A 15,387-nucleotide genomic window follows, 5' to 3' on the forward strand; every position below is an offset into this window, starting at 1 on the left:
GGCGGCGTCCCGGCCGCCGCTCCCGCGCGGGGTTCTCTCCCTGTTCTGCCCGCACGGCCGTGCTCCCAACATGACCCGCACGCACGTTTCCCCTGGAGGGTGGCCGTCGTTGGGCCGGGCGTGACATGCGTATGGAAGCGGGCGAGGCATGCCCTCGTCGTGGCGGGACTGATGGCGGGGCTTTCGGCGGGGCTCGCGGGCTGCACCGGAGCGGACGGCGAAGGGGGCGTCGACATCAGCCTGCCGGGCAAGGCGCGGGCCCCTGGCGACGTCATCCGGGTGAGTCCGGAGGACGGCAGCCGGGCGGTGCAGGCCGACGGGCCGGTCGAGGTGAAGGTGGACAGCGGACGGCTCGAACGGGTGAGCGTCGTCCAGGTCGAGGACGGCCGGCGGTCAGAGGTCGCCGGGGAGGTCTCCGCGGACGGGCTGCGCTGGCGCCCCCGGCCGGACACCCGGCTCGCGCTGGCCGCCAAGTACAGCGTGGACGCGGTCGCGCTCGACGGGCACGGGCGCCGCTCGGCCCGGCACACCACCTTCACCACCGTGGTCCCGGAGTCCCGCTTCATCGGCTACTTCAAGCCGGAGAACCGTTCCACGGTCGGCACCGGCATGATCGTCTCCTTCGGGTTCAACAGGCCGATCGAGAACCGGGCGGAGGTCGAGCGGGCCATCCGGATCACCTCGGTGCCGCCGGTGGAGGTCGTCGGCCACTGGTTCGGCAAGGAGCGGCTCGACTTCCGGCCCGCCGCGTACTGGCGGCCGGGCACGAAGGTCACCGTCGAGATCGGTCTGCGGGACGTCGAAGGGGCGCCCGGCGTGTACGGCATCCAGCGCAGGACGGTCGGCTTCACCGTCGGCCGCTCCCAGGTCTCCCTGGTGGACGCGGCCGAGCACACCATGGAGGTCAGGCGGAACGGCGAGGTCCTCGCCACCGTGCCGGTCACCGCGGGCGCGCCGAAGACCACCACGTACAACGGGAAGATGGTCGTCACCGAGCTGTACGACGTGACGCGGATGGACGGCAGGACCGTCGGCTTCGGCGGCGAGTACGACATCAAGGACGTGCCGCACGCGATGCGCCTCACCGACTCGGGGACCTTCCTGCACGGCAACTACTGGGCCGCGGCCTCCACCTTCGGCTCGGCCAACGTCAGCCATGGCTGTGTGGGCCTCCGGGACGAGAAGGGCGGCAGCGCGGACTCGCCCGCGGGCTGGTTCTTCGACCGGACGCTCATCGGCGACGTGGTGGAGGTGGTCAACTCCCGCGACAAGGAGGTCGCCCCCGACAACGGCCTCGGCGGGTGGAACCTGGAGTGGAGCGAGTGGCAGGCGGGCTCCGCGCTGCACTGATCCCGGGTCGTCCCCGCGTACCACGACGACTGCGACTGAACGGTGACATTCGCGAGGAACTTTCGTGTCCTGCGGTGTGATTATCTAGCGCTGTGTGCGCGAGTGGATGCACACGGGGGTGGGGCCGTGGCGTTGCCAGGCCGTGCGAGGGGAGACGACCACAGTGAACGGGCAGCCGATATCGGGGGCATCGGTCAAGAGCACGCGGCGGCGCGGGGGCGTCAAGCTGCAGGCACTGGCAGCGGGGGCGCTGCTCCTGGTCCTGACCGCCTGCGGCGGGGGCGAGACGGCCACCGGCGGCGGTGCGGGGGGACAGGCGCCGGGCGCCCAGGGCGGCGGCAAGCAGGAGAACGCGGCCTCCCAGGCGGTCGTGACGATCGCTCCGAAGGACGGCGCCGACTCGGTCGCCACCAGCGGGGTCCTCAAGGTCACCGCGGAGCAGGGCAAGCTGACCACGGTCACGGTCGCCGACTCCAAGGGCGCTCAGATCGAGGGCAAGATCGCCGCGGACGGCGCCAGCTGGTCGCCGACCGCGCACCTGGCGGCGGCCACCCAGTACAAGGTCCACGCGATCGCGAAGGACGCCGACGGCCGTGAGTCGGCGAAGGACACCACCTTCACCACGCTGGTCCCGAAGAACACCTTCATCGGCCAGTACACGCCGGAGGACGGTTCGACCGTCGGCGTCGGCATGCCGGTGTCCATCAACTTCACCCGGGGCATCACCGACCCCGAGGCCGTCGAGAAGGCCATCAAGGTGACGGCCGTCCCGGCCGTCGAGATCGAGGGCCACTGGTTCGGCAACGACCGCCTCGACTTCCGTCCCAAGGACTACTGGGCCGCGGGCACCAAGGTCACGGTCGCGCTGAACCTGGACGGCGTCGAGGGCCGCCCCGGCGTCTACGGCAAGCAGAAGAAGACGATCTCCTTCACCATCGGCCGCCGTCAGGTCTCCACCGTCGACGCGACTGCCAAGACGATGAAGGTCGAGCGGGACGGCGCGATCATCAAGACGCTGCCGATCACCGCGGGCGCGCCGTCCACGACCACGTACAACGGTCAGATGGTCATCAGCGAGAAGTTCAAGGTGACCCGCATGAACGGCGCCACGGTCGGCTTCGGCGGAGAGTACGACATCAAGGACGTGCCGCACGCGATGCGCCTGTCGAACTCGGGCACCTTCGTCCACGGCAACTACTGGGCCTCCGGCTCCACCTTCGGCTCCGCCAACGTCAGCCACGGCTGCGTCGGTCTGCAGGACGCGCGGGGCGCGGGCGACAGCTCGATGCCGGCGGCCTGGTTCTACGACAGCTCGATCATCGGCGACGTCGTGGTCGTGAAGAACTCGAAGGACAAGCAGATCGCGCCGGAGAACGGCCTCAACGGCTGGAACATGGACTGGTCGGAGTGGATCGCCTGAGCCACTCCTGAAGGGGCCCGGTGCTGTGAGCAACAGCACCGGGCCCCTTCTCGTGCTGTGCCTTTTGGGGGGAGACCCCCCAAGCCCCCCGACACTAACCTTCTGCCATGACTGTGAACCTCGAAGTCGCCGAAGGCGTCGGCACGATCCGCCTCGACCGCCCCCCGATGAACGCCCTGGACATCGCCACCCAGGACCGGCTGCGCGAGCTGGCCCAGGAGGCCACCGACCGCGACGACGTGCGGGCCGTGGTCCTCTACGGCGGCGAGAAGGTGTTCGCGGCCGGCGCGGACATCAAGGAGATGCAGGTCATGGACCACGTGGCCATGGTCAAGCGCTCGCGCGCCCTCCAGGAGTCCTTCACCGCCGTCGCCCGCATCCCCAAGCCGGTCGTCGCCGCGATCACCGGTTACGCGCTCGGCGGCGGCTGCGAGCTCGCGCTCTGCGCCGACTACCGGATCGCCGCCGACAACGCCAAGCTGGGCCAGCCGGAGATCCTGCTCGGCCTGATCCCCGGCGCCGGCGGCACTCAGCGCCTGTCCCGGCTCGTCGGCCCCTCCAAGGCCAAGGACCTCATCTTCACCGGCCGGATGGTGAAGGCCGACGAGGCCCTCACGCTCGGTCTGGTCGACCGGGTCGTCCCGGCCGCCGAGGTGTACGAGCAGGCACACGCCTGGGCCGCCAGGCTGGCGCAGGGCCCGGCCGTCGCCCTGCGGGCCGCGAAGGAGGCGATCGACCAGGGCCTGGAGGCCGACATCGACACCGGTCTCGCCATCGAGCGCACCTGGTTCTCCGCCCTGTTCGCCACCGAGGACCGCGAGACCGGGATGCGCAGCTTCGTCGAGGAGGGCCCGGGGAAGGCGAAGTTCGCCTGACGATCCTTCACGAGTGGGGGCCGATTCCGCCGGAACGGCCCCCGCGGGTGCCTCCGTACGGCCATGATGGGGGGCATGGCGGGCCTGGAGGGTAGGGAACAACCGTGGCAGCGCGCGAGCGCCGCCGCGCCGCGGTGGTCACCGGCCGCGGACGACGAACAGGCCGCCGACGCAGTGGAGTTGTACGGCAACCCGGCCGATGAGGATGTCCGGCTGCCGTCCCGCCCCGAGTCCGCGTGGGTGGCCCGCAGGCTCACCCAGCACGTCGTGCTCCGGCAGTGGGGGCTGGGCCCGCAGATCGCCGAGCACGCGGTGCTCCTCGTCTCGGAGCTCGTCGGGAACGCCGTCCGGCACACCGGCGCCCGGGTCTTCGCGCTGCGGTTACAGCGGCGCCGCGGCTGGATCCGGATCGAGGTGCGCGACCCCTCGCGCGGACTGCCCTGTCTGATGCCGGTGCACGAGCTCGACATCAGCGGCCGCGGGCTCTTCCTCGTCGACAAGCTCGCCGACCGCTGGGGCGTGGACCTGGCGCCCCGCGGCAAGACGACCTGGTTCGAGATGCGGGTCGCCGACCGCCCCTGAGAACGCGGCCCCGGACGCACGGAAGCCCCCGTGCGCCAAGGTGAGGCGCGTGGGGGCTGCCGTGTGGTGCGCCGTGGACGGGGGGGGTGTATCCACGGCTGCTATGTCGACCTGGCCCGGGTCAATGGGGGTCGTGTCTCCGACTATGGCAGACGGGGGGCCTTGCCGCCAAAAGTCCCTAGTGGGGCAATCTGGGTCAAAAGCGGACAGTTTAATGATGAATCGTTGGTGACGTGCAGCACTCGCCTTGCAAACAGTGAATGGCTATGCGGTTCATCGGTTGTTTGCCGGGCTCGTCCGCATGCTGGACGCCCGCCGCGCACCCGTAAACGTCCTGAATTGGCCTAATCGTGACCAATCGGGCGACATCGCCCTTAAATGGTCGCGTGAAGCCGACCGACCGCCGAGGAGCCCTCCGCGCGGGCGCGGCCGCCGCCCTCGCGGGGGCCCTCGCCACCGCCTGCGGCACGGAACCCCGCCCCACCCCCCGCCCACGCCGCCGGGCGCCACCCCGCCCCCGCGCCCGTCGCCGCCCCGGCCCCCCGCCGCTTCCCCGGACAGCCGGACGAGATCACCCACGGCCCCCGCGACCGGCCCCGCGTCGCCCTCACCTTCCACGGCCAGGGCGACCCCGCCCTCGCCCGGCAGCTCCTCACCCAGGCGGAGAAGGCCGGCGCCCGCGTCACCGTCCTCGCCGTCGGCAGCTGGCTCGACACCCACCCCGACATGGCCCGCCGCGTCCTCGACGGCGGCCACGACCTCGGCAACCACACCCAGCACCACATCGACGTCAACGCCATGACCGAGGACGAGGCCCTCGCCGAGATCGAGGCCTGCGCGGGACGGCTGCGCCGGCTCACCGGCTCCGTCGGCACCTGGTTCCGCCCCTCCCGCACGCCGCACGCCGCCCCCGCCGTCCTGCGCGCCGCCCGGCGCGCCGGATACCCGCACGTCCTCTCGTACGACGTCGACTCCCTCGACTTCACCTCGCCCGGCGCGGCGGCCGTCGTCCGCAACGTCACCGGGACCGTCCGCGCCGGATCCGTCGTCAGCCTGCACTTCGGCTACCCGGACACCGCCGCCGCGCTGCCCCTCCTCCTCGCCGACCTCGACCGCCGCGGCCTGAGCGCGGTCACCACCACGGAGCTGCTGAGCTGATGGCACACCTCAAGAAGAGCCCCCTCTCGACACGGACCCGGGCCCTCCTCGCCGCCGCCCTCCTCGCCGGCCTCGCCGGCTGCGGCAGCGCGAACCACCCCGAGGGCGCCCCCGTGAAGAAGGCCGCCGCCCCCGCCCTGCCGAAACCGGCCGCCGCTCCCGCCGGACTCCCCGGCATGCCGCCCCTGCTCGACCCGCACGACGTCTACGCCGCCGACCGGCCGAACCGACTCTCCCCGGTGGTACGGAACTTCCCCTCCCGGGTCTACGTCCCCAACACCAACTCCAACACCGTCTCCGTCATCGACCCCACGACCTACCAGGTCGTCGAGACCATCCCGGTCGGCAACCAGCCCCAGCACGTCGTCCCCTCCTGGGACATGAAGACCCTCTGGGTCAACAACGACCGGGGCCACACGCTCACCCCCATCGACCCCGCCACCGGCGTCGCCGGCAAACCCGTCGAGGTCCACGACCCGTACAACCTCTACTTCACGCCCAACGGCAAGTACGCCATCGTGATGGCCTCGCTCGACCGCGAACTCGTCTTCCGCGATCCGCACACCATGGAACGGAAGAAGACCGTCCCCGTCAGCTGCTACGGCGTCAACCACGCCGACTTCTCCGCCGACGGACGCTACTTCGTCGTCTCCTGCGAGTTCTCCGGCGAACTCCTCAAGGTCGACACCGAGAAGATGGAGGTGGTCGGCCAGCAGAAACTTCCCTTCGAGGGAGCCATGCCGCAGGACGTGAAGATCTCCCCGGACGGCAAGACCTTCTACATCGCCGACATGATGGCCCACGGCATGTGGGTCCTGGACGGCGAGAAGTTCACCACCCCCACCCTGCTCCCCACCGGCAAGGGCACCCACGGCCTCTACATCAGCCGGGACTCCCGCGAGATGTACGTCTCCAACCGCGGCGAGGGCTCGATCTCCGTCTTCGACTTCCAGCAGAACAAGCTCACCAAGAAGTGGTGGCTCCCGGACGGCGGCTCCCCCGACATGGGCGGCGTCTCCGCCGACGGCAAGGTCCTGTGGCTGTCGGGCCGCTACAACTCCGAGGTCTACGCGATCGACACCACCACCGGCAAGCAGCTCGCCCGCATCCCCGTCGGCAGCGGCCCCCACGGCCTCGCCGTCTACCCCCAGCCGGGCCGTTACTCCCTCGGCCACACCGGCATCTTCCGGTAGTCGGCCGCACCGGCATCCTCCGGTGGTCGGGCCGATCCTCCGATCGACGGCTCAGCCGGCGATCAGGAGCGCCTCCGAGGCCACCGGGCGGTAGCCGGCCGCCTGGAAGACACGGACGCTGCGGGCGTTGCCGGGGGACTGCTGGGCCCACACCACCTCGCCCGGGACGAGGTGGCGGGCCGCCGTCGCCAGGGCCCGGCCCAGGCCCCGGTGGCGTACCTCCTCGTCCACCTCGATCGCGGCCTCCCAGCGGCCCGCGACACCCCGGCCCAGGATCAGGACCCCGCCGTCGGCCGCCCACACCCGGACCTCGTCGCGGTACTTCAGCGCCCGCTCCACCCGGGGATGCGCGGGGTCGTCGAGCTCACGGAGCTCCAGCGGGGGAGGGCCGGGCAGCGCGTCGGCCACCGTGAGCAGGTCGATCGTGTTCATGTGCCGGCCCGTGCGGGCCATCAGCGCCAGCAGGAAGCCCGGGTTCATGCTCGCCGCGAGCGGGTCGCTCGACGTGGCCGCCAGCTCGGTCCGCACCCACTCCGGGTCGGCGTCCGTGAAGACCACCGAGTGGGCGGTGAAGGCCAGCACCCCCGCGTCCCGCGGGCCCGGCTGCGGAACCACCGTCGTCGAGCCGTCCGGGGGCGGGAACTCCCCGTGCGCCGCCGCCGCCAGTATCCGTGCCACCTCGTCGCTCATACCCCCATCATCCGGCACGAGCGAGCCAGCTAATCTGGCCCCCTCAGACAAGCACCAAGAAGGGGCGGACGCAGTGGCGGACATCGACTCGGCACGCACGGCATTCAACAAGTTCGACGTGGACGGCGACGGTTTCATCACCGCCGCGGAGTACAAGCACGTCATGGCGCAGCTGGGCGACTTCAACGTCACCGAGACGGTCGCCGAGGCGCTCATCAAGCAGCGCGACGACAACGGCGACGGCGTGCTCTCCTGGGACGAGTTCTGGGGCCACCTGAACAAGGCCTGACGCAAGGCTCGGGCCAGGGCCTGACTCGCTGGCCCGGGCGGGCGGAGCAACGTGAGTTGCCGCCCGTCCGTGGCCCGGTGACGATCGTCCGGTGACGCTTCCCGGACGGTGAGCTCGCGCTGTTCGGCAGGTCGAGCCTGCCGGCCCTGGCGGCCAGGAGCCGGATGCTGTCCGGCCGCGACGCCGAGGCTCCTGCCCGGATCGAGGTGACCGCGCTCGCGGCGATCGTGGGAGTCTCGGCACTCCTCACGGTCGTGCCGCACCCGCACGGGGTCGCGCCCTGACCCCGCTGTCTCCTCAGGAGGACGTGGCGTCGGGCGCCTCGATCCGTCCGGTGAAGACGGACCGCGTGTCCGCCCCGAGCCGCTGCTCGTAGCGGAGCTGCCGACCCTCGTGCGGGACGGCGAACCCGAAGGAGGACCGGTAGGAGGTCATCCGGTGGGTGCGGGCGTCCAGGACGAGGGTCTCCTCGTACCCGGTCAGGACGATCCGCTTCTCGCCCGCCGTGACCCCGACCTTCCGCAGCTTGTCCAGGGTGGGCCGGAACTCCCGGGCCGCCTTCGCGATCGCCGGCCGCTCCGTACGGTCGGCGAGGTACCCGGAGGGGATCCGGACCCGGAGCCGGATCTCGTCGCCGGTCCGGGTGACCTCGATCCGCTCGCCCCGCCCGGCGTAGTCGCCGAAGGAGTCCAGGGCGGTCAGCGGGTCCTCCACCTTGGCGGCGATCCCCGGGTCGGTCAGCGGCCCCTCGGTCCAGGGGGTGCCGGGTGCGCCCTCGCGCACGTACCCCGTGCCGTCCACGGCGAACAGCTCCTCGGGCGTGCGCCTGCCCTTGCTCAGGACCGTGCCGGACTGGTGCAGTGCCTCCGGGCTGCCGGTCCGGTCCACCGTCGCGGAGTACGAGGCGGCGCTGCCCTGCTCCTTCGGCGCGCCGGACTGCTTCAGCGACTCCTCGCCGGTCACCGTGAAGGTCCACCCGGCCTCGGCGTCCATCGCCGCCCTCGCCCGCGCCAGCAGGTCGGCCGTGCTGTCCGCCGTGCTGTCCTTCGTGGCGGCGGCCGACGCCGAAGCCGTCACGGCGCCGGCCGCCGGGCTCGCGGCCCCGGCCGCCGGGCCGGAGGCCTGTGGCGTCCCGCAGCCGCTGACCGCGGCCATCACGGCCAGGCCGGCCGCCACCCACAGGAGTATCCGCATCTCTTCTCCGCCTCGTCCGGTGTCGTGATCACCAGGGGTCGTGATCATCCGCGGTCGCGGATTGTAGGCCGCGCGCGGCCCACGATCACCTCACCGGACGAAGCGGACGAAGCAGGACGGGAAGCAGAACGGAAGGGGCCGTGGCCTCAGCACTCGATGATGTCCACCGCGAGACCGCCGCGCGCGGTCTCCTTGTACTTGACGCGTATGCCGGCCGCATGTGGTGGTGGTTCTGACCTGCCAATTCGGTACGACAAGCGCGCCTGTGCGTCATGTCAGGGATTTTTCAGGGACTTCCTGTCGCCGGATATCTACAAGGAATCCGACGGTGTATGCGGGGGAGGAGGCCTGGTACCGCTGTAGCAGATGCTCCTGGAAGGTGGTGAGGCAGCCGTCTTGGAAGTGTTCGTCCCCGCTGCGCTCACGTAGCAGGTCGTACTCGATGGCGCTCATGCCCTCCACGGCCAGGGCGATGTGGTCCAACTGCCCCTGGATGACCTTTGTGGCCCGCTCGAGAACTCCGCGGAAGCCATCGCCCGGCGGAGCCTGATCGAGGAGACGGCTGAGAGCGCGCGCGGCCTGACAACGAACGAGATCATCGCCTAGGCCAACCAGGCGACTAGCCTTGAGGGTGCTCCAGGGACGAGTGGACATCCACCGCTCCCAGGCCTGGTCGCCGCCACCACGCTGGGTGAGCACCATGGCTCCGGCGTTGCCGACGCGGAAGTCCGGCTCGGCCTTCAGCCTCTCCCACAGATTGGGGTACGCCTCCAACGGGAAGGACGGTAGCGAGGAGTGCGCTGCAAGGACACGTGAGTCCGTGGTGTCCCAAAGCTCGCTGAGTTCTTGTTCCACACGTGTACGAGGCACCGTACGACCTCGCTGCGCAGCCCAGTACTCGATGAGCAGCACGTACGTGCTCTCCGGACTCCAGGGCAGCAGGCCCAGGCCGTCGACCACAATGGTGTTGGTCAGCCCGTCGTGCTCGAATCCGAACTGAACCTTATCGATGAGCTCGGTGAGCTCGTCGACATCGGGGCCGGGCACGGCGAAAACCGGGCTGGAGGTCAGCATGTCCCTGATGTTCGCTGTGCCCTCTCCCCGGGCGAGCAGAACGGCGATTCGCATGACCAGCAGGGACCGGATGAGCGCAGGCTCGCCGAAGTCGTTGCGTAGACGGTCCTTGCCAAGCGCCGGGACACCCTTTAAATGCCAAAGCAGCCCTTCTCGAATCTCGCGGAACCAATCTTCCCGCTGTGCTGCGAGGGTCGGCTTCTCGGTAGGCGGAACCCACTGGTTGCGGAACAGTGCGATGGCGTGACCCTGGCCCCCGGCCCGTTGCTGGGTACCGGCATTCCCCGCGATTCCAGGCAACGGCGGACGTGCCGGTAGAGGGAGTTCATGTCGAGAGGGTTGGACGCCCCGGGAACGCCATCGTTAACGGCTGGACGGCTCTCTGCATCTCGCGCTCAGGAACTCGGAGCAAAGCGGGAAGCTGTACGGATCCGTGTCCTTCGACTACCTCCGCGCCGAAGTGCTGGACAGCATGGCGTCCCGCAGCGTTGTGATCCTCGACTGCCCTCGATGGCGGTCTGGTCCGCGAACTCCTCCGGGGCGCCCATGTACCCCTCCAGCGCGGCACCGCTGTAGCAACCGGCGACCGTATGCCGTGGCCGACGAAGTACACGACCAGCGTGTCTGTCGCTTCACTCGCCGCCTGATGCACAGCGTCGAGCATCGCCTTGGCATCAGCGGGATCAAGCACTGTCGCACAGTGCCCGGCAGGGAGGCCGCCGAAGCGCGGGGATCTGAACAGCTCGGCAAGCCTGCTGAGGTTGTTGCGCACCGCTGGCAAGTCCGGGAAGCGCTGGTACTCCGACGCCCCGATCAGCACCACACGGGTGCCGTCGGGATCAGGCAGACTCATCACCTGTTTCCGGAGCCCGACGGCGCCGATGACTCTCCCGTGTCAGTCGCCCCTGAAGCTCCGCCGGGAGGCGCGGACGCCAGCAGATCCACGACTCGGCGAAGGGTTTCCTCCGACGAATCGTGCACGGTCACGGTCGTACCGTCGCGGTCGAAGGTCACGGTCCCCTGCGGCGAAGGGCGGGCTGCTCGCCAGGCGACCACGATGTTCACCAGCAAGCTTGCGGCGGCAAGGCCATTGCTGACGAACATATCGATGGTCTCGCCCGCGTTCATGCGATCAGAAGCTTCAGAGGCCTGTGTCAGGTCGGCCTTCGCGTGACGCCCCCTACGATCCTGGTGCCCGCGCTCACGGCATGGAGTAGTAGCCGGTCCGACGCTCCTGCCGCAGCTATCAACCCGGGCAGAAGAGTACTTCCCTAACAGGCCTGCTTCTGCGTCGTGTTGGCCGGAGTGATGAGGAGTTGCGTACCGGCTGCGCACTGGCCTGCCGTGCAGTGTTCTGATCCGCGCAAGGGGTGGGTCGAGGCGCGGCCTCACGGTCAGACCTTGATGATGCGGACGCTGGGGCCGCAGAGCATCAGGAGGTCTTCGGGGTCCGATGTCAGGACGGTCACTGGGGCCGGCGAGGTGAGCGCGGTGGCGGCCACGATGGCGTCGAGGGCGTACTTGTGGCCGTGCAGTCCGGCCGTGGCCAGGAGCTTGCTCGCATGGCGGGCGATGGCTTCGTTGGGCGGGATGATGTTCACTCGGGAGACGGCATAGTCGAAGCGGGCCTGGTTGACCTTGGGGTCGCGTGCTTCGACGAGGGTGACGGAGCTGGTGACGACGCGGATGTCTTCGGCTTCGGCTGCCGTCAGCCACTCGGTGATCTCAGGTGTGCGTCGTACCAGTTTGGACAGGCCTTCGCAGTCCAGGACGAGCGTGCCGCTCACGCGGCGTCCGCCGAGCTGGCCGTCTCGCCGCGGAGGATCGCACGTTTGGCGTCGACGGCCGATTGGTCGACCGGGCCATGGTCGGCTTCCGCATCCTCGATGAGTTCGCGCAGTCGGTCCCGTTCCAGTTGGCGCTGGATGAGGGACTCGACGTAGGCGGACATGCCTCGCTTGCCTGTACGTGCTTTGAGGGCAGCGATGGTGCCTTCGTGGAGCGAGACCGATACGGGTCGGACGGGTCCTTCGCCGGGCGCCGGGGAGGTAGCCATGGGGCCCAGTTTAACAAGACTTTTGTTATTGTGTGGGGTGATTGTTCGATCCGCCGTGCCCGAGGGACATCATCGCTGCGCGGATGCCGCGAACTCCCAGGCCACACGCCCATCAGCGGGGGGGGTCCGCCTGGGACTTCTCAGGGACTTTCACCTCTGTCCCAGGGAGATTCCAGGGACTTTCCGCCGTGCAAGCAGGGAAGGCCCTGACAGCGCTGAAAGAAGTAAACGCGCTGGTCAGGGCCTACAGCCTCAGCACTCGATGATGTTCACCGCGAGCCCGCCGCGCGCGGTCTCCTTGTACTTGACGCTCATGTCGGCGCCCGTCTCCTTCATGGTCTTGATGACCTTGTCGAGGGAGACCAGGTGGCTGCCGTCGCCGCGCATCGACATCTTCGCCGCCGTGACGGCCTTGACCGCCGCCATGCCGTTCCGCTCGATGCACGGGATCTGGACGAGGCCGCCGACGGGGTCGCAGGTCAGGCCCAGGTTGTGCTCCATGCCGATCTCGGCCGCGTTCTCCACCTGCTCGGGGGAGCCGCCGAGGACCTCGGCGAGGGCGCCCGCCGCCATGGAGCAGGCCGAGCCGACCTCGCCCTGGCAGCCGACCTCGGCGCCGGAGATCGAGGCGTTCTCCTTGAAGAGCATGCCGACCGCGCCCGCCGCGAGCATGAAGCGGACGATGCCGTCGTCGTCGGCGCCGGGCACGAAGTTCATGTAGTAGTGCAGGACCGCCGGGATGATGCCGGCCGCGCCGTTCGTCGGGGCGGTGACCACCCGGCCGCCCGCCGCGTTCTCCTCGTTCACGGCCATCGCGTAGAGGGTGATCCACTCCATGGCGTGCGCGGCCGGGTCGCCCTCGGAGCGCAGCTTGCGGGCGGAGGTCGCGGCGCGGCGGCGGACCTTCAGGCCGCCGGGCAGGATGCCCTCGCGGGACATGCCGCGCGAGACGCAGGCCTGCATGACCCGCCAGATCTCGAGGAGGCCCGCGCGGATCTCGTCCTCGGTGCGCCAGGCCTTCTCGTTCTCCAGCATCAGCGAGGAGATCGAGAGCCCGGTCTCCTTCGCGAGCCGCAGCAGCTCGTCACCGGTGCGGAAGGGGTACTTCAGGACGGTGTCGTCGGGGACGATCGGGTTCTCGCCCTGCACGGCGTCCTCGTCGACGACGAAGCCGCCGCCGACGGAGTAGTACGTCTTCTCCAGGACGAGGCCGCCCTCGGCGTCGTACGCGAAGACCGTCATGCCGTTGGCGTGGTACGGGAGCGCCTTGCGCCGGTGCAGGATCAGGTCGGCGTCGAAGTCGAAGGGGATCTCGTGCGCGCCGAGCAGGTTGATCCGGCCGCTCGCCTTGATCCGCTCGAACTCCTCGTCGGCCGTCTCGACGTTCACCGTGCGGGGCGAGTTGCCCTCCAGGCCGAGGAGGACCGCCTTGGGCGTGCCGTGGCCGTGGCCGGTCGCGCCGAGCGAGCCGTACAGCTCGGCTCGTATCGCCGCCGTGTGGGCGAGCAGGCCCTCGTTCTTCAGGCGGCGGGCGAACATCCGGGCCGCCCTCATGGGGCCCACCGTGTGGGAGCTCGACGGGCCGATGCCGATCGAGAACAGGTCGAAGACCGAGATGGCCACGGGAGGACTCCTTGTGGGGGGCTAGACGCCGTTGTCTGCCGGGGTGGAGCAGAAAAGCGTGAAGACGTGAAGACATGGCGTGGGGCACCGCGCTCACTGTCCAGTGTGCGCGGTGCCCCGAAGCTTCGTACGAACGAGACTGGAACTAAAGCGTACGAAATTACTTCAGGCCGGGGTACAGCGGGTGCTTCTCCGCCAGAGCGGTCACCCGGGCCTTGAGGGCGGCGGCCTTGTCGGCGTCGAAGCCCGGCTTCAGGGTCTCGGCGATGACGTCGGCGACCTCGGCGAAGTCCTCGGCCTGGAAGCCGCGGGTCGCGAGCGCCGGCGTGCCGATGCGCAGACCGGAGGTGACCATCGGCGGGCGCGGGTCGTTCGGAACGGCGTTCCGGTTGACCGTGATGCCGACCTCGTGGAGACGGTCCTCGGCCTGCTGGCCGTCGAGCTCGGAGTTGCGCAGGTCCACCAGGACCAGGTGCACGTCCGTGCCGCCGGACAGGACGGAGACACCGTGGGCGGTGACGTCGTCCTGGACCAGGCGCTCGGCGAGGGCGCGGGCGCCGTCCAGGGTGCGCTGCTGGCGCTCCTTGAACTCCTCCGAGGCCGCGATCTTGAAGGAGACGGCCTTGGCCGCGATCACGTGCTCCAGCGGGCCGCCCTGGAAACCGGGGAAGACCGAGGAGTTCAGCTTCTTCGCGAACTCCTTCTTCGCCAGGATGATGCCGCCGCGGGGGCCGCCGAGCGTCTTGTGCGTGGTGGAGGTCACCACGTCCGCGTACTCGACCGGGTTCGGGTGCAGACCGGCGGCGACCAGGCCCGCGAAGTGGGCCATGTCGACCCACAGGTAGGCCTCGACCTCGTCGGCGATCCGGCGGAACTCCGCGAAGTCCAGCTGGCGCGGGTAGGCGGACCAGCCCGCGATGATCACCTTGGGGCGGTGCTCCTTGGCGAGGCGCTCGACCTCGGCCATGTCGACCAGACCGGCCTCGTCCACGTGGTACGCGACCACGTTGAACTGCTTGCCGGAGAAGTTCAGGCGCATGCCGTGGGTGAGGTGGCCGCCGTGCGCCAGGTCCAGACCCAGGATCGTGTCGCCGGGCTGGGCGATCGCGAAGAGGGCGGCCTGGTTCGCGGAGGCGCCGGAGTGCGGCTGGACGTTGGCGTACTCGGCGCCGAACAGGTCCTTGATCCGGTCGATCGCGATCTGCTCGGCCACGTCGACGTGCTCGCAGCCGCCGTAGTAGCGGCGGCCGGGGTAGCCCTCGGCGTACTTGTTGGTGAGGACGGAGCCCTGGGCCTCCATGACCGCGACCGGAGCGAAGTTCTCCGAGGCGATCATCTCGAGGGTGGACTGCTGACGGTGGAGCTCGGCGTCGACGGCGGCGGCGACGTCGGGGTCCAGCTCGTGGAGGGGAGTGTTCAGAAGCGACATGAATCGATCCCTAGGGGGTCTCGGGCCCGGTCTCAGTTCCCGGCGGAGAACGCGGCGTACTCGTCGACGGTGAGCAGGTCGTCCGGCTCACCCGCGACGCGCACCTTGAACAGCCAGCCACCCTCGAACGGAGCCGTGTTCACCAGGGACGGGTCGTCCACCACGTCCTGGTTGGCCTCGACGACCTCGCCCGTGACGGGGGAGTAGAGGTCGCTCACCGACTTCGTCGACTCCAGCTCGCCGCAGGTCTCGCCCGCGGTGACGGTGTCGCCGACCTCGGGGAGCTGGGCGAAGACGACGTCACCGAGCGCGTTGGCCGCGAACTCCGTGATGCCGACGGTCGAGACGCCGTCCACGGCGTCCGACAGCCACTCGTGCTCCTTGGTGTAGCGCAGCTGCTGGGGGTTGCTCATGACCTGATTCTCCTGGATCGGGGGAGTACTGATGAACGTGG

Annotated in this window: 17 protein-coding genes; 7 read left to right on the forward strand and 10 right to left on the reverse strand. The window is 69.8% G+C overall.

Translation table 11 applies throughout. The features are described 5' to 3' along the window. The first annotated feature begins 99 nt into the window (after nucleotides 1-99). From ACN9M0_RS25805 to ACN9M0_RS25830, 6 genes are all read left to right on the forward strand, one after another. A complete protein-coding gene (locus ACN9M0_RS25805; protein WP_399696038.1) occupies nucleotides 100-1,350 on the forward strand; it encodes a L,D-transpeptidase in 1,251 nt (416 codons plus the stop codon). 163 nt (nucleotides 1,351-1,513) lie between these two features. Further along, the gene (locus tag ACN9M0_RS25810) at nucleotides 1,514-2,770 is read left to right on the forward strand and encodes a L,D-transpeptidase (protein ID WP_366036020.1); all 1,257 of its coding nucleotides are present in this window, start codon (nucleotides 1,514-1,516) and stop codon (nucleotides 2,768-2,770) included. Nucleotides 2,771-2,877: 107 nt separating this feature from the next. Further along, nucleotides 2,878-3,645 carry an enoyl-CoA hydratase/isomerase family protein gene (locus ACN9M0_RS25815; protein ID WP_366036019.1) on the forward strand — a complete coding sequence of 256 codons (768 nt, stop codon included), beginning with the start codon at nucleotides 2,878-2,880 and terminating at the stop codon, nucleotides 3,643-3,645. A 75-nt stretch (nucleotides 3,646-3,720) separates the two neighbouring features. After that, complete coding sequence (locus tag ACN9M0_RS25820) at nucleotides 3,721-4,227, forward strand: ATP-binding protein (RefSeq protein WP_366036018.1); 507 nt, start codon at nucleotides 3,721-3,723, stop codon at nucleotides 4,225-4,227. A gap of 570 nt (nucleotides 4,228-4,797) precedes the next feature. Beyond that, entirely contained in the window at nucleotides 4,798-5,385 is a 588-nt protein-coding gene (locus ACN9M0_RS25825; protein WP_426405325.1) for a polysaccharide deacetylase family protein, read from the forward strand. Beyond that, a complete protein-coding gene (locus ACN9M0_RS25830; RefSeq protein ID WP_366036016.1) occupies nucleotides 5,385-6,578 on the forward strand; it encodes a YncE family protein in 1,194 nt (397 codons plus the stop codon). The genes ACN9M0_RS25825 and ACN9M0_RS25830 overlap by 1 nt, the downstream gene beginning before the upstream one ends. Nucleotides 6,579-6,629: 51 nt before the next feature. Here the strand turns inward: ACN9M0_RS25830 and ACN9M0_RS25835 are convergent, their stop codons facing one another. Beyond that, nucleotides 6,630-7,268, reverse strand: a complete 639-nt coding sequence (locus tag ACN9M0_RS25835; protein ID WP_366036015.1) for a GNAT family N-acetyltransferase — start codon at nucleotides 7,266-7,268, stop codon at nucleotides 6,630-6,632. A 73-nt stretch (nucleotides 7,269-7,341) separates the two neighbouring features. Here ACN9M0_RS25835 and ACN9M0_RS25840 point away from each other — a divergent pair, with 73 nt between their 5' ends. Continuing rightward, a complete protein-coding gene (locus ACN9M0_RS25840; protein WP_366036014.1) occupies nucleotides 7,342-7,557 on the forward strand; it encodes an EF-hand domain-containing protein in 216 nt (71 codons plus the stop codon). A 297-nt stretch (nucleotides 7,558-7,854) separates the two neighbouring features. On the opposite strand, the gene ACN9M0_RS25845 is transcribed toward ACN9M0_RS25840, so the two are convergent. The 9 genes from ACN9M0_RS25845 to gcvH form a co-directional block, all read right to left on the reverse strand. After that, nucleotides 7,855-8,751: a hypothetical protein gene (locus tag ACN9M0_RS25845; protein ID WP_426404295.1), complete on the reverse strand. Its 897-nt coding sequence runs from the start codon at nucleotides 8,749-8,751 to the stop codon at nucleotides 7,855-7,857. Between the two features lie 270 nt (nucleotides 8,752-9,021). Further along, entirely contained in the window at nucleotides 9,022-10,125 is a 1,104-nt protein-coding gene (locus ACN9M0_RS25850; protein WP_426404296.1) for a hypothetical protein, read from the reverse strand. A 25-nt stretch (nucleotides 10,126-10,150) separates the two neighbouring features. Continuing rightward, nucleotides 10,151-10,678 (reverse strand): caspase family protein, encoded by a 528-nt coding sequence (locus tag ACN9M0_RS25855; protein ID WP_426404297.1) that lies wholly within the window; start codon nucleotides 10,676-10,678, stop codon nucleotides 10,151-10,153. Beyond that, on the reverse strand, nucleotides 10,678-11,217 hold the full coding sequence (locus ACN9M0_RS25860) for an effector-associated constant component EACC1 (protein ID WP_426404298.1): 540 nt from the start codon (nucleotides 11,215-11,217) through the stop codon (nucleotides 10,678-10,680). Before ACN9M0_RS25860 ends, ACN9M0_RS25855 begins: the two co-directional genes overlap by 1 nt. A gap of 2 nt (nucleotides 11,218-11,219) precedes the next feature. After that, nucleotides 11,220-11,612, reverse strand: coding sequence for a type II toxin-antitoxin system VapC family toxin (locus tag ACN9M0_RS25865; protein ID WP_399696033.1), 393 nt, complete (start codon nucleotides 11,610-11,612; stop codon nucleotides 11,220-11,222). Further along, nucleotides 11,609-11,881 (reverse strand): hypothetical protein, encoded by a 273-nt coding sequence (locus ACN9M0_RS25870; protein ID WP_366036008.1) that lies wholly within the window; start codon nucleotides 11,879-11,881, stop codon nucleotides 11,609-11,611. Before ACN9M0_RS25870 ends, ACN9M0_RS25865 begins: the two co-directional genes overlap by 4 nt. 252 nt (nucleotides 11,882-12,133) lie before the next feature. Further along, nucleotides 12,134-13,504: an L-serine ammonia-lyase gene (locus ACN9M0_RS25875; RefSeq protein WP_366036007.1), complete on the reverse strand. Its 1,371-nt coding sequence runs from the start codon at nucleotides 13,502-13,504 to the stop codon at nucleotides 12,134-12,136. A 160-nt stretch (nucleotides 13,505-13,664) separates the two neighbouring features. Further along, the gene (glyA, locus tag ACN9M0_RS25880) at nucleotides 13,665-14,933 is read right to left on the reverse strand and encodes a serine hydroxymethyltransferase (protein ID WP_366036006.1); all 1,269 of its coding nucleotides are present in this window, start codon (nucleotides 14,931-14,933) and stop codon (nucleotides 13,665-13,667) included. 32 nt (nucleotides 14,934-14,965) lie between these two features. After that, on the reverse strand, nucleotides 14,966-15,346 hold the full coding sequence (gene gcvH / locus ACN9M0_RS25885; protein ID WP_366036005.1) for a glycine cleavage system protein GcvH: 381 nt from the start codon (nucleotides 15,344-15,346) through the stop codon (nucleotides 14,966-14,968). Between the last annotated feature and the right edge of the window lie 41 nt (nucleotides 15,347-15,387).

It is taken from the genome of Streptomyces sp. R-07 (assembly GCF_049913175.1).
In the GTDB taxonomy this organism is placed as follows: domain Bacteria; phylum Actinomycetota; class Actinomycetes; order Streptomycetales; family Streptomycetaceae; genus Streptomyces.

Coding starts and splice junctions, on each gene's coding strand:
- ACN9M0_RS25870 (WP_366036008.1), bottom strand. CDS start 11,881: ATGGCTACCTCCCCGGCGCCCGGCGAAGGACCCGTCCGACCCGTATCG.
- gcvH (WP_366036005.1), bottom strand. CDS start 15,346: ATGAGCAACCCCCAGCAGCTGCGCTACACCAAGGAGCACGAGTGGCTG.
- glyA (WP_366036006.1), bottom strand. CDS start 14,933: ATGTCGCTTCTGAACACTCCCCTCCACGAGCTGGACCCCGACGTCGCC.
- ACN9M0_RS25845 (WP_426404295.1), bottom strand. CDS start 8,751: ATGCGGATACTCCTGTGGGTGGCGGCCGGCCTGGCCGTGATGGCCGCG.
- ACN9M0_RS25855 (WP_426404297.1), bottom strand. CDS start 10,678: ATGAGTCTGCCTGATCCCGACGGCACCCGTGTGGTGCTGATCGGGGCG.
- ACN9M0_RS25830 (WP_366036016.1), top strand. CDS start 5,385: ATGGCACACCTCAAGAAGAGCCCCCTCTCGACACGGACCCGGGCCCTC.
- ACN9M0_RS25835 (WP_366036015.1), bottom strand. CDS start 7,268: ATGAGCGACGAGGTGGCACGGATACTGGCGGCGGCGGCGCACGGGGAG.
- ACN9M0_RS25815 (WP_366036019.1), top strand. CDS start 2,878: ATGACTGTGAACCTCGAAGTCGCCGAAGGCGTCGGCACGATCCGCCTC.
- ACN9M0_RS25820 (WP_366036018.1), top strand. CDS start 3,721: ATGGCGGGCCTGGAGGGTAGGGAACAACCGTGGCAGCGCGCGAGCGCC.